This is a genomic window from Rubrivirga marina (assembly GCF_002283365.1).
In the GTDB taxonomy this organism is placed as follows: Bacteria; Bacteroidota; Rhodothermia; order Rhodothermales; family Rubricoccaceae; genus Rubrivirga; species Rubrivirga marina.
On record NZ_MQWD01000001.1, the window covers coordinates 169,704 to 194,381 of the forward strand.

Consider the following 24,678-nt stretch of genomic DNA (forward strand, 5'->3'; position numbering starts at 1 on the left):
GAGCGGAGAGCGGACGAACAGAGGTCATCGGGCGACGACCATCGGGCGGGTCACCACCTCTCCGTCCGCGTTCAGACGCGTCAGGTAGAGGCCCGGCGGCAAGCCGGACACGTCGACCACGGCGTCGTGCGTCCCGGCCGGCCGGACGCCGTCTATGAGCGTCGCGACCTCGCGGCCGAGCGCGTCGATCACGGACAGCCGGACGGGCCCGGCGCCCGCGAGGGTGAAGGCGACGGTCGCCGTGTGGGCGGCCGGGTTCGGGTAGACCGCCCTGAAGGTCGGACCGTCGGGTGCGCCCGCCTCGGTCGCCACGCCGGCGAGGTCGCCGACGAACGTGGTCGCGCTCGACGGGCCCAGCGTCACGGCGAGCGCGCCGCCCGACGCCGCGACGTCGGCGAGGCGGACGGCGTCCTGCGTCTCGCTCGTGACGGTGCGACGGAACGTCCCGGCCGTTCCGCCCTCCAGCGAGAACGAGACGTCCCGCGCCGTGTCGGTCCGGTTGATCGCGACGATCACCAGCTCCCCGTCCCCGGCGTAGGCCGTCGCGGTGACGCTCGAGAACCGGGTCGGCCGGTCGGTGTGGAGGCGGACGAAGCCGGGGCGGACGAACCGCGCGAACTGGGACATGACGTGCCCCTTCTTGGTCACCTCCCCCTTGGCGCTGTAGGGGTCGTCGGGGCTCGTCGCACTCGTCTCCCCGTCCGCGATCGGCCCGTAGTAGCGGACGACGTACCACCAGACGTAGGCGTTCACCCCCGCGAACATGACGTCCTGGATCTCCTCCCCCACCTCCAGCGCGAGCGGCCAGACATCCGCCGACCGGCGACTCTCCGTCAGGTGCTCGGTCATCCAGAGGTCCTTGCCCTTCTCCTTCGCGAGGGGGTACGGCTCGAGCCCGGAGCCGTAGATGTGCCCGCCGACGATGTCGAGGTTCGCCGCCGCCTCGGGGTCGTTGAGGGTCGGGTCCGACCAGTCGTGATCGAAGTGGAACGACTCCGGGGCGATGACGCGCGTCCCGATGGCGCCGGCGCTCTCGGCCATGAACCGGCGGATCTCCTCCGGCGTCCAGTCGCACGACTCGTACGAGACCTGGATGTCGGGCTCGTTCTGGACCGAGACGGCGTAGATCTCGACCCCGTTCGACGCCATGTAGTCGACGAAGGCGTCGAGGTGGGCGGCGTAGGCGTCGTATCGGTCGTCGCGGAGCCGGCCGCCGATGGGACTGCCGTTGGTCTTCATCTCGGCCGGCGGCGTCCACGGCGACGCGATGATCGTCGCCCCCATCGCTTGGGCCGCCTGCGCCGACGGAACGCTGGCAGCCCAGTCGCTCGGCTCGGGCGCGATGCGGAGGCGGAGGATCGAGAAGCCGAGCTCGCCGTCGCCCGTCCCGAACGCCGTCTGGACCTCGGCCTCGGTCATGTCCGGCCGCCACCCCACGATGTTGGCCGCGCCGAAGCCGCGGACGACCTGCGCCGTGCTGTCGAGGTGGATGCGGAGGGCCTCCTGCGCACGCGGTGCCCGCGCGGTCAGCGTCGTGACCGCGATGAGCGCGAGGATCTGGAGGAGCGAGCGCATTCGAGCGTGGGCTACTGGAGGTCGAGGGCGACGACGGACATCGGCGGGAGCGTGACCGTGAGCGTCTGGCCATCGAGGCGGACACCACCGAACGGGGCCGGGACCACGACGTCCGGGTCCTCGAACGTGTTGTGGGCCGTCATCTCGCTCGCGGTGAGCACGCGGCCGGAAACGCGCGAGAGGCGGCCGCCGCGCATCTCGGCCGAGACGGTCCGCGCCCGGTGCGGGTCGAGATTCGTCAGCGTCACGTGGACGTGGCCCGTCTCGTCGCGCGAGGCCGTCGCGCTGACGGCCGGGACGGACTGGCCGCCAAACGCGTACGTCCCCGCGTCGAGCGTGAACGGAAGCCGCTCAGCGTCCTGGTGCGCCTTGTAGAAGTCGAACACGTGATACGTCGGCGTCTTGACGACGCGCTCGCCGTCGACGAGGAGCATCGCCTGGAGCACGTTGATCGTCTGCGCGATGTTCGCCATCTTGACCCGCTCGGCGTGGCGGGCGAACACGTCGAGCGTGACCGAGGCCACGAGCGCGTCGCGGAGCGCGTTCTGCTGGTAGAGGAAGCCCGGCGTGCTCCCCTCCTCGGGTGCGTGCCACATGCCCCACTCGCCGACGATGAGCCACACCCGGCCCTGCGGGTCGTACCGGTCCATGATGGCGGAGACGCGGCGGATGTGGCCGTCCATCTCGAGCGCCCGCGCGAACGCGCCGACCCATCGGTCCTCGCCGAACTCCGTCGCCCGCGTCCGGTCGTCCCAGTCGCCGACGATGGTGTAGAAGTGCATGTCGAGCCCGTCGATCATGCGCCCGGCGTCGCGCATGACCGCCTCGGTCCACTCGGGGACGTCCCGGTTGATCGTGGCGTCGGGCCCGGTCGCGATCCGGAACGGGCGGACGTCGCCGTAGCCGTGGAGGAACGTGGCGTAGCGCTTGTAGAGGTCGGCGTAGTGCTCGGGCGACATGTTGCCGCCGCACCCCCAGCTCTCGTTCCCGACGCCCCAGAACCGAACGCCCCAGGGCTCCGGGTGCCCGTTCTCGGCGCGGAGGTCGGCCATCGGGCTCGGGCCGGGGTGGTTCACGTACTGCCACCAGTCGGCCATTTCGCGGACCGTCCCGCTGCCCACGTTGCCGACCACGATGGGCTCAGCGCCGAGGGCCTCCGCGAGCGCCACGAACTCGTGGGTGCCCACCCCGTTGTCCTCCGTCACCCCGCCCCACAGCGTGTTGACGATCGTCGGCCGCTCGCGGGCCGGCCCGACGCCGTCGCGCCAGTGGTAGACGTCGGCGAAACAGCCCCCGGGCCAGCGGACGTTGGGCGGGTCGAGTGCGCGCATGGCCTCCACGACGGGCGCATTGAGCTCCCACCCGTCGGCGCCCTCGGTCCAGAAGCCGCCGTAAATCCCGCGTCCGAGGTGCTCGGCGAAGTGGCCGAAGAGGTGCCGGTTGATCGTCGGGCCCTCCGCGTCGAGCGTGAGGACCATCCGGTGCGCCGCGTCTTGCGCGCTGGCGCCGACGGCCAGCGCCGCGAGCAAGACCAGCCCGAACAGCCGCCCGAGGCGGGCGGACTGGACGGGACGCTCGGGACTCACCGAGCCTCGGGGATCGAGGCGATGCCCGGAAGGGCTTCGGAACGGTGCCCTGGGAGGGTGGGCGAGACGGCGGCGGGTCATCGCGGCCGGCACGGGAACGCACATACGGTTTGATTGCGGCGTTTGAAACGTATCAATATATTTCAAGCCGATCGCATCAGCCGCGTGGTCCCGACCCCGAAGTCTCGCCCGAGGCGGCCCGGCACAGTATCTCCGGCACCGCTTCCGCCCCGCCCCGCGGTCCGACCCCGCTCGACCTCTCGGCCCCCCGCTTTTCTTCCCCCGCCATGCCCCGAGCCGCCCGTCTGCTCTCCCTCGCCGCCGCCCTCCTGGCGGCCGGCGCGACTGCCCAGCCGACCTACGTCAACGCCGTCATCCCGGGCGACCACCCGGACCCCACGCTCACGCGCATCGGCGACGACTACTACACCACCGGCTCGTCGTTCAACGTCACGCCGAAGATCTACCACTCGACCGACCTCGTCCACTGGCGGGTCATCGCCCAGCCGGTCTCGGCGGCGTGGGAGCTCTACGACGACCGCCCGGCCGGCGGCGTGTGGGGCGGCCACACGGTGTTCCACAACGGCCAGTACTGGCACTTCTTCGGGCTCGACCCGAACGGCCGCCAGATGTACTTCGTCACGGCCGACCGGGTCGAGGGGCCGTGGAGCGAGCCGACCCGGATGATCGTGCCCCCGGGCGAGCGTGGGTTCGGCGTCGACAACTCCGTCTTCATCGACGACGACGGTCGGTGGTTCCTCCTCACCAAGAACGGCGAGGCGTTCAACTTCTTGGTCGAGCTCGGCGACGACGGCCAGCCGAACGGGGTCGTCCTCGACCTCTCGTGGCTCAACCCGGAGCCCGAACTGCCCTACGGGTGGGCCGAGGGCCCCGTCATGTGGAAGCACGACGGGTACTACTACTACAGCTTCGCGCAGCACCTCGTCGGCAACCAGTACGTCATGAAGAGCGCGGTCCAAGGCGCCCCGCTCTCCGACGACCCGGCCGCCTGGGAGACGCCCCGCATCCTGTTCGAGGGCCCGCGCGGCGCCTTCAGCACGCCGAACCACAGCTCGCCCGCCGTCACGACCCCGAACGGGACCAGCTGGGTGATCTCGCAGTCGTACGACGCGAGCCGGAGCAGCGAGTGGCAGGCGCTCGGGCGGCAGGGCGTCCTCAGCCAGATCGGCTACGACGCCGACGGGTGGCCGACAGCCCAGTACCCGAACGGGCCCGAGGACGCGCCCGACCTCCCCAGCAGCGGGATCCCGTGGACCGTCCCGCGCTCCGACTCCTTCGACGGCGCGGAGGTCGCGCCCGACTGGTCCTTCCTCGGCTACACCCCGGACGACACGTACTCGCTCACGGCCCGGCCGGGCTGGCTCCGCCTCACGCCGACCGGCGGCCGAACCTTCCCAGCGACTCCAGGCCAGAACACCGTCATACAGAACGCCGCCGAGAAGGCGTACTCGCTCGTCACGCGCGTCGACTTCGACCCCGAGGACAGCGAGGACGAGGCCGGCCTCTGGACGTTCAACGGGCCCGAGACGCTCGTCGCCAAGGTGTTCGTCTCGTCCGACGTCGGCGACGTGCCCGCCGTCGTCTCCTTCTTCGACGACGCGTACACGGGCGTCGCCCCGCTCGAGGCCGAGGGCCCGGTCTGGCTCCGCCTCCACCGCAACGGCCACGACGTCACGAGCGCCTACAGCACCGACGGCCTCACGTGGACCGACCTCAGCACGGTCGACGTCTCGCGGATGGACCGCCACCAGCCGGTCTCGGAGGGCGGCATGGACTTCAACGCGTTCACGGGCAACCAGCAGGGCCTCTACGTCCGTGGTGAGGTCCCGGCCGACTTCGACCTCTACGTCTACCGCGACGCCTACGCGCCCATCCCCGCCCAGTACCCGTCGAACTACAACGGCGTGACCCCGTCCGCCTCGGGCGCCCTCGGGGGGATCCACGACGGCGACTGGGCGATGTACGCCGGGGTCGAGTTCGGCGGCCCGGGCGACGGCGGCGACGACGTCGACTACCCGTTCGCGCCGGAGGCCCTGACCGTCGAGGCTGCCGGCACCGTCGGCGGGACCATCGAGGTCCGCCTCGACTCGCTCGACGGACCCCGAATCGCGGAGATCACGGTCGGGCCGACGGGCGGCACGTCGACCTACGAGACCTTCGGCGCCGAGGTCGACGCGATCAGCGGCCAGCACGACGTGTTCCTGACGTTCTCGGGCTCGGGGACGGGCGCGCTGTTCACCCTCCGGAGCCTCACGTTCACGCCGCAGGCGCTCGACACCGCGTCGGACGACGCGCCGCGACCGACCGCGTCGCTCGCCCCCAACCGACCGAACCCCTTCGGGATGGAGCCGACGACGATCGCGTTCTCGCTCGACGCCCCCGGCCGCGTCACGCTGGCCGTCTACGACGTGCTCGGCCGCGAGGTCGCCACGCTCGTCGACGGCGTCCGCCCGGCCGGGACCCACGCCGTCCCGTTCAGCGGCGCCGGCCTCCCGAACGGGCTGTATGTCTACCGGCTCACGGTCGGCGAGCACACCGAGGCGCGGACCATGACCCTCGTCCGCTAAGCTCCCCGTCCTCGTCGCCCCCCTGCCCTCCCCCTCCCCCATGCCCCGCCTCCTCCTCTCCCTCGCCCTGCTGGCGCTCGCCGCCAGCGCGTCGGCCCAGCCGCTCCGCATGATCGTCGACGCCGAGGCCGGCGAGACCACGATCAACAAGCACATCTACGGCCACTTCGCCGAGCACCTCGGCCGCGGCGTCTACGACGGCCTCTGGCGCGAGACCGACGACGGCTGGGAGATCAACGACGACGTCGTCGAGGCGCTCCGCCAGATCCAGATCCCGAACCTCCGCTGGCCCGGCGGCTGCTTCGCCGACTACTACTTCTGGGAGGACGGGATCGGGCCCGTCGAGGACCGCCCGACCGTCGTCAACAACCTGTGGGGCGGCGTGACGGAGGACAACGGGGTCGGCATCCACGAGTTCATGGAGCTCGTCGACCGACTCGACACGGAGCCCATCGTCGTCGGCAACGTCGGGAGCGGGACGGTCCGGCAGATGGCCGACTGGTGGCAGTACGTGAACCACCCGGGCCCGAGCCCGATGGCCGACCTCCGCGCCGAGAACGGGCGCGCGGAGCCGTGGAACATCCGGTTCTGGGGCGTCGGGAACGAGAGCTGGGGGTGCGGCGGCAACATGGACGCGGCGTACTACGCCGACCTCTACAAGCGCTACGCCACGTTCCTCCACGGGTACGGCAACGTCCGCCCGTTCCGGATCGCCGCGGGCCCGGCCGGCGACGACTACGACTGGACCGAGACGCTCATGCGCGAGGCCGGCGGCATGATCGACGGGATCGACGTCCACCACTACACGATCAACGGCGACTGGACGACCTCGAAGGGCCCGGCCGTCGGGTTCACCGAGGCCGAGTGGTTCGAGCTCATGCAGCGCGCGCTCCAGACCGACGACATCATCCGCGGGCACTCGGCCATCATGGACCGCTACGACCCACAGAACCGCGTCTGGCTCATCATGGGCGAGTGGGGCACGTGGCACAACCCGTACCCGGGATCGAACCCCGGCTTCCTCTACCAGCAGAACACGCTCCGCGACGCGATCGTGGCCGCGGCCTCGCTCAACATCTTCAACCAGCACGCGCGGCGCGTCAAGATGGCCAACATCGCGCAGACGGTGAACGTGCTCCAGGCGATGATCCTGACCGAGGGCGACCAGATGATCCTGACGCCGACGTACCACGTGTTCGACTTCTACAAGGCGCACCAAGACGCGACGCTCCTCCCGATGCAGATCGACCGCGGCACGTACACGTTCGAGGGCCAGTCGATCCCGGCCGTCAGCGCGTCGGCCTCGCGCGACGCCGAGGGCCGCGTCCACGTCACGCTCGCCAACATGCACCCGCGCGACGGGTTCGACATTCAGGCCTCGATCCGCGGGCTCGGCGACCGCTCGGTCTCCGGCCAGATTCTCACGGCCGACGCGTGGGACGCCCACAACACGTTCGAGGCGCCCGAGACGCTCGTGCCCATGGACTTCGACGGCGCCCGCCTCGACGGCGAGACGCTCTCGATCGACCTCCCGGCCAAGTCGGTCGTCGCGCTGACACTGGAGTAACGGCCCCGCCCGCCTCGGGCCGATTCCGGACGCGGGAAACCGGGTGGGGCGAGTCGTATGATGACTCCGCCCCACCGCACCGCCCGTGCCTCCTCTCGCCCTCGGCCTCCTCGCCCTGCTCCTGACCCTGCCCGCCTCGGCGCAGCCCGCGTGGCGGTCGATGTCGCCGGAGGAGCGGCAGGCCTATGTCGCCGAGCTCCAGCGCGAGGCCGAGGCCGATCGCCAGCGGATGATGGAGCTCCTCGGCGTCGAGACGCCGTCGGGGCTGCCGTCGTGGGAGGACGACCCGAACCGGCCGGCCCACATCGTCCCCCGCGAGGGGACGGTCAACTGGTACGACGAGGCCGGCAACGTCCACGTCCGCGGCGAGTGGGGGCGGTGGTCGAACTACGTCGAGGCCGAGGCGGGCGGGCCCGAGCCCCTCGACCCGCTCGTCCTCCGCTCCGGCCGCCGGGTCGAGACGCCGGAGCAGTGGTGGACGCTCCGCCGCCCGCAGATCCTGGAGGACTACGTCGTCGAGCTCTACGGCCGCACGCCGGCCGGCACGCCGGGGGTCTTCTTCCGAGCCGTCGGCCCCGACTCAACGGCGGGCGGGGCCACCGTCCGCCAGGTCGTCGGGCGGATCGAGGACGCGCGCCTGCTCCCGACCGCGCCGCGGATCGAGATGACGCTCTACCTCCCCGAGGGCGCCGAGGCCGTCCCGGTCGTCGTCCAAGTCGGCGGGTTCTGGGGACAATCCGATGAGCTCCCCGAGCCGGTGCGGCAGGCGCTCGACCGCGGCTGGGCGTTCGCGACGGTCGAGACCGGGCCGATCCAGATGGACAGCGGCGCCGGCCTCGACGAGGGCGTCATCGGATACATGAACGGCGGTCGGCCGCGCGACCCGGACGACTGGGGCGTCCTCGCGGCCTGGGCCTGGGGCCTAAGCCGCGCGCTCGACTACCTCGATCAGGCGCCCGAGACCGACGCCGCCCGGGCCGCCATCACGGGCCACTCGCGGAACGGCAAGGCCGCCCTCCTCACGGCCGCGCTCGACACGCGCTGGGCCGCCGCCTGGCCGTCGTGCGCCGGCGCGATGGGCACGTCGCTCGAGAAACGGGACTGGGGCGAGACGATCGACAACGTGGCCTCAGCGGGCGGCTACCACTGGATGGCCGGGACCTTCCTCACCTACGCCGGCCGCTGGGACGCGATGCCCGGCGACGCCCACTTCCTGATGGCCCTCGTCGCCCCGCGCCCCCTCTTCGTCACCGGCGGCACGACCGACCAGTGGTCGGACCCCCACGGCGAGTTCCTCGCGGCCGTCGCCGCCGACCCGGTCTACGAGCTCTTGGGCGACCCGGGCCTCCCCACCACGGAGATGCCTGCGCCCGACGTCGCCCTCACGAGCGGCGCGCTCGCCTTCCGCAACCACGAGGGCGGCCACACACCGGCCCCCGACTGGCCCGTCTTCTACGACTGGCTCGGCCGCTACGTCGAGTAGCCGACCTCCGTGCCGGTCCCGGAGGGGAGCCGACGCCGGGCCGCCGACCTCGCCGGCGCCCTGCAGAAGGGCCCACGAGTGGTGGAGGCGTCCCATATGGGCAGGTCCGCCCAGACACTGAGCGGTAGGAGTCGAGTAGCGTGAGGGCACGCCGGCCCGTTTCCGGGCGGTCCCCCGTCTCTCTTCCAACGCTGATGATCGCCTCCTCCTCTCCTCCACCGTCGTCTCCCCGAGTTCTCGTCGTCGGCGGGGGCATCGGCGGGCTCGCCGTGGCCGTCGGGCTCCGGCGGGCCGGGCTCCCGGTCGAGGTCGCCGAGGCGGCCCCGGCGCTTGAGCCCGTCGGGGCCGGCATCGTCCTCTGGCCGAACGCGCTCCACGCGCTGGACCGGCTGGGTCTGGGCGCGGCCGTCCGCGCGGTTTCGCAGCCGAGCGCCGGCGGGGCCATCTGGACGCCCGACGGAAGGCCGCTCGTCCGGGTCGACCCGGAGGCGCTCGCCGCCCGCCTCGGCGAGGCCCCGCGCGCCATCCACCGGGCCGACCTCCAAGCGGTCCTGGCAGACGCGTTCGACGGCCCGCTCCACCTCGGCGCCCGCGTCATCGGCATCGAGGACGAGGGCAAGCGCGTGCGGGTCCGGGTGGCGGACGACCGGGAGTTCGAGGCCGACGTCCTCATCGGAGCGGACGGGCTCCACTCGGCCGTCCGGTCGGCGCTCCACGGGGCCGCCGCTCCGGCCTACGCCGGGTACACGGCCTGGCGGGGCGTCGCGCAGGCGGACGGGGCGGTGCTGGACGGAGAGGCCGTCGGCCGCGGCCAGCGGTTCGGGCAGGTCCCGCTCCCCGACGGCCGGGTCTACTGGTTCGCCACGGCGACCGTCCCAGCGGGCGGCCGAGACGCCGCCCGAGACGAGTTGGTCCGCCGCTTCACCGAGTGGCACCCGTCGGTGCGGTCCCTCGTCGAGGCCACTCCCGAGGGCGCCGTCCTCCGCAACGACGTCTCGGACCGGCCGCCGCTTGGCGTGTGGGGCCGGGGCCGGATCACGCTCCTCGGCGACGCCGCGCACCCGTCGACGCCCAACCTGGGCCAGGGGGCGGGGCTCGCGCTCGAAGACGCCGCCGTGCTGGCCGACCGGCTCGGCAGCACACGCGACGGGCTCGCCGCGCTCCGGGACTACGAGGCCGCACGGTCCGGCCGGACGGCCGCCGTCGTTCGCCGGTCACGCCGCGTCGGCGCGCTGATGCAGGCGTCGAACCCCGTCGCGGTCGCCGCTCGCACCCTCCTCCTCCGGCTGACGCCGCCCCGCGCCGTCCTCGCCCAGACCGCTCGCGTCGGGGCCTACGACGCCTTCAGAGACGAGCCTCCCTCCCTGCCCGTGACGTGACCGAGGCCGACGGACCCGGCGCGGAGGCCCTACCCCTCATGCGGGACGCCCACCGAGGGGCGTCCCGCAACGCTCGGACTGGGGAGGGCGGAGACGAGAGGGCGGGCCGGCTCGTCACCGAGCGACGGTGAGCGGGCGGGTGACGGCCCCCACGGCGGTCCCCACGCGCACGAGATAGAGGGCCGGCGGGAGCCGGGAGGCGTCGACCTGGAGCTCGTGGCTGCCGGCCGCCAGCGGGCCCTCGTGGAGGAGCGCCACGCGCCGGCCGAGCGCGTCGAGCACCTCGGCGACGACCTCGCTCGCCGCCCCCAGGGAGAGGGTGGCGCGGGCCCCCACCGGCGTCGGGTTCGGCCACACGCCCAGCCCCACCTCCGGCGCCTCGTTCGGCCCGCCCTCGCCCGCCGTGCCGACCGCGAGCCGCGTCTCGACCTCGATCCAGTAGATCGACAGGGCTCCGAACGGGGCCTCGAAGTCCAGGGTGACCTCCGAGCTGTACGCCCCCGCGTTGCGACGGCGGATCTCCATCGGGCCGTCCGTAGGCACGTGCCGCGCCGAGATCCGGTAGCGACCGATCGGGACGTCGGCCACCGCCCACCCGTCGCCAGTGTGGACGGCGGCCCGTGTGATCGTCGCGCCTGCGCTCCCATCCACGAGCGGGCCGACCGGCGCCAGGGTCAGCTCCACGTCCGACTCCGTTATCCCGAGCGGGACGTAGACGAGCACGGGGCTCCCGTAGAACCGGCCCTCGGCCCTCGGCCCGGCGATCCGCCAGTCGAAGGACCGGACGGCGCCGAGGTTGCCCGCGAGCGGGCCGGCGTCGGGGTGGAGGTCGAACCGGAAGGTCTGCCCGCCGAACTCCCGGTCGGTCGTCGCCACCACGGACCACGTGGAAGGGATGGGCAGGAGGTCGAGCCGGTAGCACCCGTTGCTCCCCGTCGTCCCCTGGACGGTCGACCCGGGGAGGGACTGGCTGTGGGCCGTCACGAGGGCGCCGGCGAGCGGCCGGCCCTGCGTGTCGACGGCCCCGCCGGTGACGACGTACGGAGTCACGCTCGACCCGCATGGGGGGGCCGGGCCGCCCTCGCCCACGGTGACCGTCGCCCGGTACGCGCCGGTCTCGGCCGGGGCGTAGGACGTGACGACGACCCGGTAGACGCCGGATTCCGGGGCCACCTCCTCGATGTAGGAGCGGGTCCGGCTCCCCTCGTAGTCGTCGTTCTCCCACGCCCCGCCGTCCGGGCGGACGACGAGGAGGTAGGGGTCGAATGCGGTCGAGACGAGGTCGACTTGAACGAGGTGGCCGGCCTCGACGTCGACGTCGTACGCGTCGAAGTACTCGCCGGACGCGAGCGTCGGGTCGCCCGATTCGAGGCGGCCGTCGAACGTCTGGGAGGTCGTGGACTGAGCGGCCGAGGCGGTCGTGGTCAGGGCCAGCGCGAAGGCGAGAAGGGCTCGCATGGGTCGGTTGGGTTGGGGTGAGCTCCGAGGCTACCGGCCGCCGATCCGGGCATGGATGGGCAACCCTGCCCATTTCCTCCGCACCCGGCCGGAACCGACCCCGAGCGCCCGACCCGAGCCATCGGCGCCCCAGGCCGGGAAGGCCTCACGACGAGGGGCAGGCGGTGCGGCCCCGCCACAAATAGGCCGTTCTGCCCACGGAGCGCGAACGGGCAGACGGGTACCGTGGGACATCGCCGGTCTCCGCGCTCGAGATCGGACGTCCTCTTGCCCCACCCTCTCATGCCCCCCTACCCCTACACCATCGACAACGGCCTCGGTGAGCGGCTCACGTTCGTCCGCCGGATCGCGACCCCACGCGGGGCCCGCCTGGAAGGCAAGACCCTCGTCGCCCCAGGCGCCGGGCCGCCGATGCACGTTCACCACTTCGAGGACGAGGCGTTCACCGTCGCCGAGGGCCGGCTCGGGTACGAGCGGGCGGGCGAACCGCCGGCCTTCGCGGGACCGGGCGAGACGGTCATCTTCCGCGCGGGCGAGGCCCACCGGTTTTGGAACGCCGGCGACGGCGACCTCCGGTGCTCGGGGTGGATCGAGCCGGCCGGCAACGTCGAGTATCTCCTCCGTGAGCTGTTCGCGTCGCAGAAGCGGAACGGGGGCAGCCGGCCGGACCCGTTCGACGCGGCGTTCCTCGCGCACCGCTACCGGAGCGAGTTCTCGATGACGGCGATCCCGGCATTCGTCCGGAGGCTCGTCTTTCCCATCGTGGTCGCTCTCGGACACGTTCTCGGGAAGTACGCGGCGTACGCCGACGCCCCCGCCCCGCTCGACCGGCCGGCAGGCCCGTCGCCCGTCACTCCACCCATCGCCGGGCCGAGGCGGGCCGTTACGCCGGCTGCATGAGCCGGGCGGCGACGGCCGCGCGGCCGGGCACGTCGAGCTTGAGGAGGATGGCCTCGACGTGGTGCCGCGCCGTGTGCTTCGAGACGAACAGCCGCGCGCCCAGCGCCTCGTTGCTCAGCCCCTCGGCGAGGAGGAGGGCCACCTCGGCCTCCCGCCGCGTCAGCCCGTGCCGCGCGCGGACCGCCTCGTGCGTTGGGAGCGCCGGCCCGCCCGGCGGGTCGACCGTCACGAGGAAGGCGTCGGTCCCACCGAAGGCGCCCGGCGCGACGAGCACGCCGCGGAGCGTGTAGCGCCCGCAGGCCGTCTGCACCTCGCGCACGACCGGCGTGGGCGCCGCGCCGGTCGCCTTGAACGCGAGCGGGGCGAGCGCGCGGGCGACGAGCCGGAGCGCTCCCTCGACCCGCTCGCGCTCGGGGTCGGCGGCGAGGGCGGCGACGAGCGCGGGGTTGCGGTGCGCCTCGCGCCCGTCGGCGTCGAACGCGGCGAGTGGGTCTTGGACGACGTCGAGTGAGCGCCGGTGCGCCGCGAGCCGGCCGAGCGCGTCGAGCCCGGCGGTGAGGGCCGGCGCGAGCACGCGCAACAGCGGCACGTGCTCGCCGGGCTCGGGCGGGCGGCGGAGCTGCGTCGCCGTGAGGTGGACGATCCCGGCGGGCGTGGCGCAGACGATGGACTGCGCGTCGGCCGTGCCGAAGGGGCGGAGCACCTCGTGGTAGAACAGCGTGTTGAAGGCCGTCCCCGTCGCGCCGAGCAGGTGGTCGACGGTGTGGAGGTCGCCCACCGCCGTCCCCGGCCGCGTGATCAGCCGGTACGCCTCGTCGAGGAGCGGGTCCGGCCCGCCGCCCCCTTCGGCGACAGGACCGCAGAACGTGCGCAGCATCTCGGCGTGGGCGTCGTCGTGCCCGTGCACGAGCTGGGGCCGCGCCGGGGAGGTAGAGCGTGCCGCCCTCGGCGCCGAACGCGTCGGCGACGGTGCGCATGACCTCATGCCCCCACGCCTCGGGCGTGGAGGCCGCCAGCGGCGAGAGCAGCGCGCGCTGGGCCGCTTCGACGCGGGCGAGGTCGGCCGACGTGAGCGAGAGGGCCATCGTCAGGCGGGCTGGAGGAGCCTCGCGGCGACGGCGGCCCGGCCGGGCACGTCGAGCTTGAGCAGCACCGCCTCGACGTGGTGCCGGGCCGTGTGGGGCGAGACGAACATCCGCGCGGCGAGGGCGTCGTTCGTGAGCCCCTCGGTGAGGAGGAGGGCCACCTCGGCCTCCCGCTTCGTCAGCCCGAACCGGGCGCGCAGGGCCTCGGGGGACGGGAAGGCCGGCCCTCCCGGCACCTCGACCGACACGAGGAGGGCGTCGGTCCCTCCGAACGCCTCGGGCCCGACGAGCACCCCGCGGAGCGCGTAGCGCCCGCGCGCCGTCGACACTTCGCGGGCGACGACCGGCAGGGCGGGCGCGCCCCCAGCTCGGGGGAACGCGAGGGCGCGGAGGCCGGCCGCGAGCGCGCGGAGCTCGATCTCGACGCGCTCGCGGTCGGGGTCGGCGGCGAGCGCGGCGGCGAGCGCGGGGGTCCGGTGCGTCTCGCGGCCGTCGGCGTCGAACGCGGCGACGGGCTGGTCGAGCGCGTCGAGCGCCCGGCGGTGGGCGGCGTGGCGGGCGAGCGCGTCGAGACCGGCTGCGAACGCGGGGCGGAGCGCGGCGAGCAGGGGGAGGGTCTCGCCGGGTTCCGGCGACCGCCGGAAGGCGTGGGCGGTCAGCATGGCCGCCCCCGACGCGCCGGGGACGAAGACCGCGTGGGTCTCGTGGGCGCGGCCAGGCGCGAGGACCTCGTTGTAGAACGTCGTGCCCCACGCGAGCCCCTGTCCGCCGAGCAGCTTGTCGGTCACGTAGAAGTCCCAGACGCCGACGTCGTGACGGACGAGCGCGTCGTAGAACACGTCCAGGGCGGGGTCGGGCGAGGGGCCGGCGCCGGACCAGGGACCGGACGTGAACGCGTCGATCCCGCGGGCCGTCTGGTCGTCCAGGCCGTGCGCCACCACGACCTGGGGCTGGCCCGCGAGCGTGAACGTGGCCGTCTCCGCACCGAGCGCGTCGGCGAACGCGCGCATGGCCTCGGCCCTCCACGCGTCCACGGACGGCGCGGCGAGTGGGGAGAGGAGGGTGCGGGTGGCGACCTCCATCCGGGCCAGGTCGGCCGACGTGAGCGAGAGCGCCATCGGGGCGGCGGCGAAACGCGGCGAAAGTAGAGCGTGGCCGGGGCCCCGCCTAGCCCGGCCCCTTCGAAAACGGGAGGCCACCGGATGCGCCCCACGGTCTCTTCACGGGGGCCCGGCGGGAAATAGGCAACGATGCCCATAAGGCGACCCCCTTCAGCCCGGTAGCGTGGGGCGTCGGCGAGGGGCCACCCCCCGCCTCCCCTTTACCACCCCAACTCCGATGGAAATCGAGGCCCTGCCCACTCTCCTCACCTCCCCCCGCCGCGTCCACTACGTCGGCCCCGAGCGCGTCGAGGTGCTCCTCTCGACCGACGAGACCGACGGCCAGTTCGGGATGTTCACCTCGGACGTCCCGCCCGCGAGCGGCCCGCCGCCGCACGTCCACGAGCGCGAGAGCGAGACGCTCTACGTCGCCAGCGGCCGGTTCGAGTTCTGGGTCGACGGCGAGACCGTCGTCTGCGATCCGGGCCAAGTGGCCCACGTCCCGGCCGGCGTGCCCCACACCTTCCGGAACCTCAGCGAACACGAGAGCCGCCTCGTCGTGGTCGTCGCGCCGGGCGGGTTCGAGGGGTACTTCGCCGCGGTGGGCACGCCCGAGCCGGGCGTCGTCGACGGCGAGGTCGTCGAGCGGCTGATGGCTGCCGCCCCCGACTTCCACATCGCGTTCCTCCCGCCGCCCTCGGCTGCCGGCGCACGCTGAGCGCCGCCCCCCACTCCGCGCGGGCGGCCCGCCCGAGAGGCCGCCCGCGCCCCTTTCCGACACAAAGACCATGACACGCCTCTCTCTTCTGGCCATCGTCCTCGCCTTCGCAGTTCCTCCGACCGAGGCGCAGGGCCTCCTCGGCCGCGCCCGCCGGGCCGCCCAGCGCGGGGTCGAGCAGGCCGTCGACCGTGAGGCCGAGCGCCGCGCCGACCAGGCCGCGACGGACGCCATTGATGGCGCCGTCGGCGCCCCGACCAGCGCCCCAGCCCCAGACCCCGTCGATCCCGCCGGCGGCCCGGCCGTCGCGGCCGCCCTCGTCAACTACGACTTCGTCCCGGGCGAGCACGTCCTCTTCGCCGACGACTTCACGGCCGAGACGCTCGGCGACTTCCCCCGTCGGCTCGCGTTCGTTTCCGGCAACATGGAGACGGCCGAATGGCAGGGCCGCCGGTGGCTCCGCGCGACGTCGTGGGCCGAGTTCGCCATCGAGCTGCCCGAGGCGCTCCCCGAGCGGTTCACGTTCGAGTTCGAGGCGGCCATCCCGCACGGGGCCTCCCAGGACCTGTACTTCAGCGACGACCCCACGCACCACGTCGGGCTCAGCCTCTACGAGAGCGGGGTCGAGTCGCGGAACCGCTCGGCCGCACGGCCCTCGGCGCTCCCCCAGCCCGACGCGCCGTTCCCGGTGAAGGTGATGGCCGACGGCGACTACGTGAAGGTGTACGTCAACGGGACGCGCGTGGCGAACGTCCCGAACGCGGCGCTCGGCCGCTCGCGACGGGTCCGGTTCGTCGTGAAGGCAGAGCAGGGGAAGCCGGCCTACTTCGGCGACTTCCGCCTCGCCGAGGGGGGGCGCGACCTGCCGGCCGTCGCCGCGGCCGTCGTCGAGGCCGCGCCCGAGGCCCCGCTCGTGCTGACGGGCGTCGTGTTCGACACGGGCCGGGCCACGCTCCGGCCGGAGTCCGGGCCCGTCCTCGACGCCGTCGCGGCCTCGCTCGCGGCGCACCCCGAGGTCCGCGTCCGCGTCGAGGGCCACACCGACGCGACGGGCTCGGCCGAGACGAACCGGACGCTCTCCCAGGCCCGCGCCGAGGCCGTCGCGGCAACCCTCGCCGCGAAGGGCGTGGCGGCCGACCGGCTGGAGGCCCAGGGATTCGGGCCGGACCAGCCCGTCGCCGACAACGCGACGCCCGAGGGCCGCCAGCAGAACCGGCGCGTCGCGCTCGCCCGCCTCTAACCCGACACCGCGCAGCCCCGACGGCCCGTGTACGGCGGCCGGGGCCCTCCGTCCAGACGAGCCCCCCGCCGCCGGGCGGGTCCGTCGGCGCCGCGGCGCCGGCGGCACGGGTCCCCTACGCCTTCTCGCCATGCCGACCGCTCCGAACACCCCCCACCGCCCGACCGCCCGCCGGCTCCTCCGAATCGCCGGGCGCGCCGTCGCCGGGCTGGCCCTCGTCGTCGCCGTGCTCGCCGTGGCCGTCTACGGCCTCAGCGAGCGGCGTCTCGCCCAGCGGTTCGCGGTCCCCGAGGCCGTGCTCCTCGCCGACGCCGAAACCGACAGCGCCGCCGTCGCGCGGGGCGCCCACCTCGCCGTCACGCGCGGGTGCACCGGCTGCCACGCCGGCGACCTCGGCGGGAAGGTGATGATCGACGACCCGGCCTTCGCGAGGATCGTCCCGACGAACCTCACGCCGGGCGGTCGACTGGCCGGCTGGACGGCGCGGGACGTCGACCGGGCCGTCCGCCACGGCGTCGCGCCGGACGGGCGCGGGCTCCTCCTCATGCCGTCGCACGAGTACCACGGGCTCTCGGACCGCGACGTGGCCGACCTCGTGGCGTACCTCCAGACGGTCCGGCCCGTCGAGCGGGCGCTCCCCGCGAGCCGCGTCGGCCCGGTGGGGCGCGCGCTCTTCCTCGCCGGGCAGGTCCCGCTCCTCCCGGCCGAGACGATCCCGCACGCGGCGCCCCGGGCGGCGGCGCCCGAGGCCGGCCCGACCGTGGCCTACGGGGCTTACCTCGCCACGAGCTGCCAGGGGTGCCACGGCCCCGACCTCGCGGGCGCCCCGGCCCACGGCCCCGACGGCGTGCCCGCGCCCGACCTCACCGCGACCGGCACGGCCGGGCGGTGGACGGAGGCCGCGTTCGCGCACGCCCTCCGCACCGGCCTCCGCCCCGACGCCGCGCCGATGGACTCGCTCGTCATGCCGTGGACGATGACCCGGCCGATGAGCGACGACGACCTCCGCGCGCTCTACCTCTACCTCCGCGCGCTCCCCGAACGGCCGGCCGGCGATCCGCTGGCGGTCTCGCGCTGAGCCTTTCCTACCGCTTCCATGCGCACTCTCCACCTTGTCGCCGCCCTCGCCGTTGCGCTCATCGCGGCGTTCGCGGGCCTCGTCTCGCCCCCGAGCGCGCCCGCCGCGTCGGGCCGGCCGGCCCCACTCCCCGTCCCTCTCGCCGGACCACTCGTCGCCGGGCCGACGGCTGCCGCCAGCGCGGCGCGGGCCCACGACGGGCGTGCCGGCGGCTCCGACTTCCACGCCGCCGGGTCGGCCGGGACGGGCCAGGACCGCATCATCGCGGGCACCGCGAAGTCCATCTACGTGAGCACGAGCGGTCTGGTGGAGACCATCGAGGCGGAAGTCCGCTTCCGCCACACCGAGACCGACGAGATGATCGAGACGTACCGCCTCCTCGACGGCTCGGCCGTGTGGACGGCGAGCGGGCAGAGCGGCTCGTGCGAATACTCGGGCTCGCGAACGATCTCCCTCCAGCCCGACGGCGACCAGCGGGTCTCCGGGCAGGTCTTCGTGAACACCGCGGACAGCACGTACGACGCCGGGCTCCTGGTCGACCTCTTGGGATTGGGGGTGAAGGGAACCCGGACGTGCGAGACCCCCAGCGGGACCCAGGTCTACGAGCACACCGCGAGTGCGCTCGGCCAGGTCCTCAAGAGCTTCAGCACGACCGAGGAGTTTTACATCCGCAACGGCGTGCTCGAGGGGGAGAACGTCGAGTGGCCGAGTCAGACCATCCCGCAGCTTCACTACGAGTGGCGGCTGACGTGGCAGGGCGCTCCGCAGGAGGTCGAGCTCATCGTCGAGCCCGACGGGTACGCCACGTGGCTCCCCGAGGCCGGCGCGGACGAGGCCGCCGAGGGCAACTCCATCGCCGTGGCGGCCCGGCTCCGCTCGGCGGGCGGCGAGCCCGTCCAGGCCGCCCGGTTCCGGTTCGAGCTCGTCGGCACGTCGCGCGAGCCGGGCGTCTCGATGAACTACCCCCGCCCCTCCCTCGCGCGCACGACGCTGGACCTCAAGCTCACAGCCGTCACGAACGAGACGGCCCGCGACGGCGAGGACGGCCAGTGGATCGAGGCCGGGCCGGGGACTGACGCCGCGGCCGACGTCACGTCGTACGACTGGGGGGGGTGGACCGCGCTCCGCGTGACGGCCACGCTCCCCGGCGGGCGCGAGATCGTCGGCCACCTCATCGGCGAGCCCGGCGTCGAGGCGGTCCCGCTCCCGAAGCGAGCGCCGGGCTCGCTCGTGGCCGACGCGTGGAAGGCCCGCGTGGGCGGCGGCGGCGACGCCGACGACCTCGACGCGCTCCCCGAGGGGGACGGCCACGCGGGCGACGGGCTTACGCTCTACCAAGAGTACCGGGGGTTCGTCGAGAACGGCCGGCACTTCAGGGCCGACCCCCGCCGGAAGGACCTCATGGTGCTCAACACGATCGGCGGGACCGTCGCCGAGGGCATCTTGCTGTTCGAGGCCATCACCGGGCTCGCCGTCCACCACCAGTTCATGTGGTGGGAGCTCGACGACACGCGGGTCGTCAACCCGAACCGGGCGGCCGGCCCGCACGCGGTCGTCCAGCACGGACTGTGGCTCCGCCAGGTGACCTCTGGCCCCGGCGGGGCGGCGGGGACCGGGCCCGGCACGCCGAGGCACACCCGGCACATCGACCTCGCCGACTACGGCTACGCCACGGCCCTGCCCAACGAGCCCGCCGTGGACCGGCGGTACCGGCTCGCCCACGTCGCGCACGAGCTCCTCCACGGCGTCAACGTGTGGCACCACGGCGAGCGCGACGAGTGGGGCGCCCGCTGGCTGGTGAAGCTCGGCCCCGACGGGCAGCCGGCCCGAACAGACGACGGCTCGTACGTCTTCCGGGATGGGTCCGGGCGCGACCTCGACGTCCGCTACGAGCAGGGCGGGCCGTTCATGCCCGTCCTCGCGCAGTTCCCCGACGTCGGCCGGCCGGGGGTCGAGGTGTTCGTCGGGTACGACCACGGCCAGCACAGCGGCGACGACGACTGCGTGATGCGGTACAAGGTGGCCGAGATCTCGGCGGAGTCGCCCGCGACGACGCTCCGCTACTGGAACGCGACGCCGCAGCACGTCGGGCTCGGGCTCTGCCGGCTGGCGGCCGGGACGGGCGCGAACGCGCCGGGTCACGCCCCCCGGCCCCGCTACGGCGACGCCGACGCCAACGCCCCCGGCCGCCGCGTGCGTGGCGGGTGCACGCACCAGCTCTGCGTGAGCGACGCCCACACCCATCCCCGCTGAGCCCCCGGCGTGGTCCCCCACCGCGTCGTCCCCTCCTCTCGTCCACTCCCCCCGCCTCGATGCGCCCCGTGATGACCAGCCACAGCGCCCGCCGCTCCGTGCACCCGCCCCTCCTTTCCTCCATGCTCTGGGCGGTCCTCCTGTTCGCGGGCACACCGCCGGCCGCCACGCAGGACGCGCCCGTCGTGCTCACGGTCTCCGTCGACCACTCGGCCGACGCCCGACTCGTCCAGGGGCGGCCCGCCCTCGTCGTCGCGCAGCTCCTCCACCGCCAGGCGTTCACGCCCGAGGCGGAGCCGGTCACCGTGGTGCCGGTCGGCGGCGGGTGGGCCGGCGCGTTCCGGCTCGATGTCGCCGACGCGCAGGGCCAGCCCGCGCTGTGGCCGTTCGAGGCCGCCACCGCGCCGGCCGGGGCCGTCCAGGTCACGGGGGAGGAGGGCGCGACGTGGGCGTGGGCGCTCTCGTCCGACGCCACGGCCGCGCTCGTGCCCGGAGCCTACACCCTCCGCCTCACGCTCGATGCGATGGCGCTAGGGTTGACCGACGACGTCTCCGCGCCGATGATCGAGGTGACGGTCGAGGCCGCGCCGTCGTCGCCGACGGCCGACGACGTGGCCGCGCACGCACTCCGCGTGGCCGAGGTCGCGGCGGCCCGGGGCCGGACGGCCGAAGCCCTCGCAGCGCTGGAGGCCCTCGTGACCGAGCAGCCGTTCCACGTCGGCGCGCGGCTCCGGCAGGCGCTCCTGCTCCGGGTCGAGCGCCCGGTCGCCGCGCTCGCGGCGGTCCTGTTCGCCGTCGAAGGCCTCCCCGAGGCGGACGGGGCCGAGCCGCCCGCCGTCCTCTACGCGCTCCAGAACGAACTCGTCCACGCCGTCGAGACGGCGACCGAGTTCGAGGTCACGCTCGCGGAGAAGCCGCCGACTCACCCGCTCGCCGGCCGGGGGTCGGCGCAGGCGTTCGAGTTGGACGGGATCTCAGGCCGCGAGGTCGTCCTCCGGCGCGGCGTGACCTACACGTTCCGACTGGCGGGCGTCCCCGCCGCCACGCCATTCGGCCTCGCCACGGACGAGGCCGGGGCCGCCCCGTACACGGCGGGCGTCGTCGGCGCGCCGGCCTCGGACGGCGACTTGGTCACGGTCACGCCGGACGAGGCCACGCCGGCCGTCCTCTACTACGGGAGCCCAGAGGCGCCGTACGCCGGTTGGCGGCTCCACGTCGAGACGGCCACGCCGACGGCGGACGAGCCCGACCCGTGGGACCCGACGCAAGGCGCCCTCGCGCTCTCGCCGCCCTCGCCAAACCCGACGCACGGACCGCTCACGCTCCACCTCGCGGCGCCAGTCGGGCAGCACGTCGAGGTGGCCGTGTTCGACGTGCTCGGCCGCCGCGTCGCCGTCGTCTACGAAGGGGCGACGTCGAATCCGACCCGGCTGGCCGTCGACGCCTCGGGGTGGCCGGCAGGGACCTACATCGTCCGCGCCCAAGCCCCTGGCGGGTCGGTCTCTCGCCTCGTCGTCAGACGCTAGGCCCTCGTCCGGCCACGACTTCCGCCCCACGCCCGCTTCCCTCCAGATGGCCGAGTTGTGCTGTGCTGGACCGCGACCGGGTGGGTCTTGTCGAGGCCCTTCGTTCGGACCCCCGCCGCACCGTTCCAGACGCAGAGAGCTCGTTCCTGCTTCCCGAAGCGCTCGACAGTAGCGCGCACCCCTCTAGCCCTTGCCACATGCGTCAGCGCACTCCCCTGCGGATGCGGGCGGTCCGCCTTGAACTCCTCTCAGCCAGACTCGATCACATGGCCGGCGAACTCGACGCTCCGGAACGGCTCTCCTCGCTCCTCGATGCGGAGGTGCCGAAGAGTTGCCTCCCGGGGAGTACGATCGCGACGCCGTGGCGTATTTCCATGAGCGGTGGTTCCAGGACGGACCGGCCGCCGTGGGGTGGTACGGGTGGTATGCCATCTCTCGTCCGGAGGCCGAGGAACCGAGACGCCTCATCGGCGCGGGGGGGCTATCCCGGCCCACCCGAGCCCAACGGCGCCGTAGAGATCGGATCCTCTACCGCCCCAGAGCGCCAGGGGAACGGATTCGCGACCGAGCTCGCGCAGGCCCCCGTCGAGCGGGCGCTGACGGCCCCCGAAGTCGCGCGCGTCGTCGCCCACACGACGGTTGAGAACGTGGCGTCGGTCCGAGTGCTGGAGCGGTGCGGGTTTGCGCCGATGGGACCGGGCGCGGACGTGGGGACGGTGCGGTGCGAGGGGGCGCGGTGCTAGGCGGCCTCCCGCTCACCTCGGCCGACGGCGTACGGAAAGACGCGGGGTCGGGAGGGGACCGGACACTGTTTCTGAATGGGTTTCCGTACGGAATCGGCCCCACCAGGGCCATTGTGGGAGGACTGCCTCAGCGCCGGCGAAAGGGGCCGTTGTGAGACGGGAGGCGTGACTGTCGCACCGGCAACGAACCCGCTACAGCGAGGCTCTGCACCGACCACCCCGCTGCCATCGTGCCTCCGCGAGGACGGACCGGTTGTGGGACCCCTCTGCAAATTGGGCCCGCTCGACGGTTGCCGCGTCAGTTGGGCTCTCCCACAGCACGCCCTACGATCGTCCCCCGAGCTCTGCGCTGGCCGAGCTCTCCGGAAGCTCGGACCGCTCAGGCCATCACGGGTTGAGCTGCGCGAGCCCGATGATCTCTTGGGGGGAGAGCTCCGAGAGCTCCAACACGGTCTTCCCCGAGTTCGCCATCGCCCGGTGCACGAGGTACCGGCCCGTCCGGTAGCCGATCGCTTCCCGTCCGTCCGGGTGCGCGAACATCCACTCGACGTAGTCCGCGTCGTTCGGGAGCGCCAGGATCTCGCGGGCCCACTCGTCCACGTCGTCGGGGTACTCGTTGGCCGCGAGCACCCGCCCGGTCTGCTCCTCGGCGAACACCTCGGCCAGCCCCTCATTGACCGCCGCGACGGCGATCCCCGGCCCGAAGCGGTTCTCGCGGATGGTCCAGCCCCGCGCCTGATGATGGAGCTCGTGGAAAAGCGCGTTCCGGAGCCCGGCCGCCGCGGCAGGCCCCCCCTCGAGCCGGCGGGAGATCTCGATGAGCACTTCGCCTGGCGCGTCCGCGCGCCCCGACACTCCGCCGACGCCCGAGAGGTCGCGGTCCACGCGCGCGACCACGACGCGAATCCGTCGGGGGAGGTCCGCCAGGAGCGCGCGGGACCTCGCCTCGACGTCGACGACGACCTCCGCGATCCGCGCCTTCTCGTCCACCGTGAACGGGGTGGCCGCCAGGTCCGGCGGGGCACTCCCGGCGAAGTCGAACGTGGGGCTCTCGGCGAACTCGACCTCCAGGCCGGGCTCCGCCGAGGGCGCCCGCGACGCGACGAGCGACGCGAAGAGGAGGAGCGCGACGCGGTGACAAACCATGAGACGCGAGGAGGGCGAGACAGGGTGGGGCGGTAAGCCGTGACGATCAAACTGCTTAGCCGGACGTCGGCCACCCCGCGAAGGTTACAGGGGCGCGGAGAAGCTCGGCGAGGGGATGAGCATTGCGATGGTGGTCGTGGCCACCTCGTCGAGGTGGTCGCCGGTCGTGAGGAGGACTTCGCTGGGCTCCCTTCCCGCGCGAAGATCTGTGATCTGGCCCTCAGGCCCGGTTGCCTAGGCACGACCACGCCGGCAAGAACTTGTGGGCGCCTCAGGTAGCGCTGGGCGCGCAGAGGGCTCCTTGCTGTTCCCAACGCCCTCTGAACCTCGCCATGGCGCAGGATCGAGCGCGTCGAGCAGGAGGTCGAGGAACGCCTGCGTCCGCGCCGAGCGGCCGCGTCGGGACCCGAGGAGGGCCGTGACGTCGGCGGGGGGGAGGGTGTACTCGGGGAGGACGCGGACGAGGCGGCCGGCTCGGACATCGTCGGCCACGTGCCACTCGGATCGAACCATCATACCGAGGCCGTCGAGGGCCCAGGTCCGCAGCACCTCGCCGTCGTTCGACGCGAGGGCGGGCGTGACGCGCACGGCGTCCTCCCGGCCGTCGCGCGTGAACCGCCAGAGCGACGTGTCCTCCTCGTTCTCGCGGAGCACGAGGGGGGCATGGTCTACGAGGTCGACCGGGGCGGCAGGCGTGCCGGCGTCTGCGAGGTAGGCCGGCGCGGCGACGAGCCACCGGTCGTTCGGGGCCAGGCGGCGGCCGACGAGCGAGGTCTCGCGGAGCTCGCCGATGTGGACCCAGAGGTCGTACGCCGCCGCCGGTACCCGGGCAGCGGTGAGCGTGAGGTCGAGCGTGACGGCGGGGTAGTGCTCGCGGAACCGGGCGGCGAGAGGAGCCACGTGGCGCCGCCCGAAGCCGAGGGAGGCCACGACGTGGAGGTGACCGCCGACCTCCTCGCGACGGGCGGCGAGCGCGTCGGAGAGGTCGTCGATCTCGGTCACGAGAGGCGCGGCGCGGTCGGCGAGGAGGCGGCCCTCGTCGGTCAGGCGGAGCCCCCGCCGGTCGCGGTCGGCGAGGCGGACCCCAACGCGCTGCTCCAGCGCTGCCAGCCGCTGGCCGGCCGCCGAGGGCGTCACGCCGAGCCGGCGGGCGGCGGCGGCGACCGAGCCGGATCGCGCGATGACAGAGAAGAAGCGGAGGTCCTCCGACGTGATCACAGGCTCAGCCTTCGGATTGCATCAAGTCCAAGCTA

General features: G+C 73.7%; 18 protein-coding genes. 11 read left to right on the forward strand and 7 right to left on the reverse strand.

Features of this window, described 5'->3' with window-relative positions:
* Window positions 1–24: 24 nt before the first annotated feature.
* Entirely contained in the window at window positions 25–1,575 is a 1,551-nt protein-coding gene (locus BSZ37_RS00560; RefSeq protein WP_095508674.1) for a T9SS type A sorting domain-containing protein, read from the reverse strand.
* A gap of 11 nt (window positions 1,576–1,586) precedes the next feature.
* Window positions 1,587–3,161 carry an alpha-N-arabinofuranosidase gene (locus BSZ37_RS00565; RefSeq protein ID WP_245838588.1) on the reverse strand — a complete coding sequence of 525 codons (1,575 nt, stop codon included), beginning with the start codon at window positions 3,159–3,161 and terminating at the stop codon, window positions 1,587–1,589.
* Window positions 3,162–3,448: 287 nt separating this feature from the next.
* Between BSZ37_RS00565 and BSZ37_RS00570 the strand changes: the two genes are divergently transcribed.
* The 4 genes from BSZ37_RS00570 to BSZ37_RS00585 all read left to right on the forward strand — a co-directional run bounded on the left by BSZ37_RS00570 (window position 3,449) and on the right by BSZ37_RS00585 (window position 10,178).
* Entirely contained in the window at window positions 3,449–5,749 is a 2,301-nt protein-coding gene (locus tag BSZ37_RS00570; protein ID WP_095508675.1) for a family 43 glycosylhydrolase, read from the forward strand.
* Between the two features lie 40 nt (window positions 5,750–5,789).
* Window positions 5,790–7,316, forward strand: coding sequence for an alpha-N-arabinofuranosidase (locus tag BSZ37_RS00575; RefSeq protein WP_095508676.1), 1,527 nt, complete (start codon window positions 5,790–5,792; stop codon window positions 7,314–7,316).
* An 85-nt stretch (window positions 7,317–7,401) separates the two neighbouring features.
* The gene (locus tag BSZ37_RS00580; RefSeq protein WP_095508677.1) at window positions 7,402–8,799 is read left to right on the forward strand and encodes an HMG-box domain-containing protein; all 1,398 of its coding nucleotides are present in this window, start codon (window positions 7,402–7,404) and stop codon (window positions 8,797–8,799) included.
* A 194-nt stretch (window positions 8,800–8,993) separates the two neighbouring features.
* A complete protein-coding gene (locus tag BSZ37_RS00585) occupies window positions 8,994–10,178 on the forward strand; it encodes an FAD-dependent monooxygenase (RefSeq protein WP_095508678.1) in 1,185 nt (394 codons plus the stop codon).
* 114 nt (window positions 10,179–10,292) lie between these two features.
* Here BSZ37_RS00585 and BSZ37_RS00590 read toward each other — a convergent pair whose 3' ends face one another.
* The gene (locus BSZ37_RS00590; RefSeq protein ID WP_095508679.1) at window positions 10,293–11,636 is read right to left on the reverse strand and encodes a hypothetical protein; all 1,344 of its coding nucleotides are present in this window, start codon (window positions 11,634–11,636) and stop codon (window positions 10,293–10,295) included.
* A gap of 282 nt (window positions 11,637–11,918) precedes the next feature.
* Between BSZ37_RS00590 and BSZ37_RS00595 the strand changes: the two genes are divergently transcribed.
* Window positions 11,919–12,536, forward strand: a complete 618-nt coding sequence (locus BSZ37_RS00595; protein WP_095508680.1) for a cupin domain-containing protein — start codon at window positions 11,919–11,921, stop codon at window positions 12,534–12,536.
* Here BSZ37_RS00595 and BSZ37_RS21710 read toward each other — a convergent pair.
* Window positions 12,520–13,443: a helix-turn-helix transcriptional regulator gene (locus BSZ37_RS21710; RefSeq protein ID WP_218830354.1), complete on the reverse strand. Its 924-nt coding sequence runs from the start codon at window positions 13,441–13,443 to the stop codon at window positions 12,520–12,522. The genes BSZ37_RS00595 and BSZ37_RS21710 overlap by 17 nt on opposite strands.
* A gap of 180 nt (window positions 13,444–13,623) precedes the next feature.
* The gene (locus BSZ37_RS00605; protein WP_095508681.1) at window positions 13,624–14,739 is read right to left on the reverse strand and encodes a helix-turn-helix transcriptional regulator; all 1,116 of its coding nucleotides are present in this window, start codon (window positions 14,737–14,739) and stop codon (window positions 13,624–13,626) included.
* A 220-nt stretch (window positions 14,740–14,959) separates the two neighbouring features.
* Between BSZ37_RS00605 and BSZ37_RS00610 the strand changes: the two genes are divergently transcribed.
* The 6 genes from BSZ37_RS00610 (at window position 14,960) to BSZ37_RS00635 (ending at window position 22,279) form a co-directional block, all read left to right on the forward strand.
* Window positions 14,960–15,439 (forward strand): quercetin 2,3-dioxygenase, encoded by a 480-nt coding sequence (locus BSZ37_RS00610; protein ID WP_095508682.1) that lies wholly within the window; start codon window positions 14,960–14,962, stop codon window positions 15,437–15,439.
* Between the two features lie 70 nt (window positions 15,440–15,509).
* Complete coding sequence (locus tag BSZ37_RS00615) at window positions 15,510–16,679, forward strand: OmpA family protein (RefSeq protein WP_095508683.1); 1,170 nt, start codon at window positions 15,510–15,512, stop codon at window positions 16,677–16,679.
* 130 nt (window positions 16,680–16,809) lie between these two features.
* Window positions 16,810–17,757 (forward strand): c-type cytochrome, encoded by a 948-nt coding sequence (locus BSZ37_RS00620; RefSeq protein WP_095508684.1) that lies wholly within the window; start codon window positions 16,810–16,812, stop codon window positions 17,755–17,757.
* Window positions 17,758–17,775: 18 nt separating this feature from the next.
* Window positions 17,776–20,010, forward strand: a complete 2,235-nt coding sequence (locus BSZ37_RS00625) for a hypothetical protein (RefSeq protein ID WP_095508685.1) — start codon at window positions 17,776–17,778, stop codon at window positions 20,008–20,010.
* 122 nt (window positions 20,011–20,132) lie between these two features.
* On the forward strand, window positions 20,133–21,536 hold the full coding sequence (locus BSZ37_RS00630) for a T9SS type A sorting domain-containing protein (RefSeq protein WP_095508686.1): 1,404 nt from the start codon (window positions 20,133–20,135) through the stop codon (window positions 21,534–21,536).
* 197 nt (window positions 21,537–21,733) lie between these two features.
* Complete coding sequence (locus tag BSZ37_RS00635; RefSeq protein WP_095508687.1) at window positions 21,734–22,279, forward strand: GNAT family N-acetyltransferase; 546 nt, start codon at window positions 21,734–21,736, stop codon at window positions 22,277–22,279.
* A gap of 387 nt (window positions 22,280–22,666) precedes the next feature.
* On the opposite strand, the gene BSZ37_RS00640 is transcribed toward BSZ37_RS00635, so the two are convergent.
* Window positions 22,667–23,425, reverse strand: a complete 759-nt coding sequence (locus BSZ37_RS00640; RefSeq protein WP_095508688.1) for a DUF2268 domain-containing putative Zn-dependent protease — start codon at window positions 23,423–23,425, stop codon at window positions 22,667–22,669.
* Between the two features lie 234 nt (window positions 23,426–23,659).
* Window positions 23,660–24,643, reverse strand: a complete 984-nt coding sequence (locus tag BSZ37_RS00645) for a LysR family transcriptional regulator (protein WP_095508689.1) — start codon at window positions 24,641–24,643, stop codon at window positions 23,660–23,662.
* Window positions 24,644–24,678: the final 35 nt, after the last annotated feature.